We start from the raw sequence: 380 nt of genomic DNA, 5'->3' as shown, positions 1-380 counted from the left end.
GCTCTGAACGCGTTTGCGATCACGTTCGCCGATCGTTGGCCGGGATCGGAAACTTACTGATGGAAATCCGCCGAAACACCGTTAGCGAGATAGACCCGACACCCGTTCATTCGGCATGCTTCCATCCTCGTTTCCAAGGCCAGAAGTCTCCACCGAACCCAGAGCGATTCAAATCGGAAGGGGATTTGGTCTTGGAGTAGTGCAATTTGTGCGGGTGTCATTTCGATGACGCGGGTGCTTCCGCGTAGTTCCACGAAAAAGTAGGTATCGTCCGGAGCTTGTCCGACGGCGGCACCTCTCAGTTCCCTCAACGCATAGACCTCTTGTTCGAGATCGTCGACACGGGTCCGCAGTATGTCGGCGAGGGTGATCTGGCGCTG

Annotated in this window: 1 protein-coding gene; it reads right to left on the bottom strand. The window is 56.1% G+C overall.

What is annotated here, in order from left to right:
* Positions 1-53 precede the first annotated feature (53 nt).
* Positions 54-380 (bottom strand): hypothetical protein (locus CVH10_RS26665; protein ID WP_219924789.1); only part of this gene is annotated, 327 nt, incomplete at its 5' end.

The organism is Halomonas sp. ND22Bw, assembly GCF_003011945.1.
Classification (GTDB): domain Bacteria; phylum Pseudomonadota; class Gammaproteobacteria; order Pseudomonadales; family Halomonadaceae; genus Halomonas; species Halomonas halophila.
Note: the sequence above shows the minus strand (reverse complement) of the source record. Positions and strands in the feature narration are given on the sequence as shown.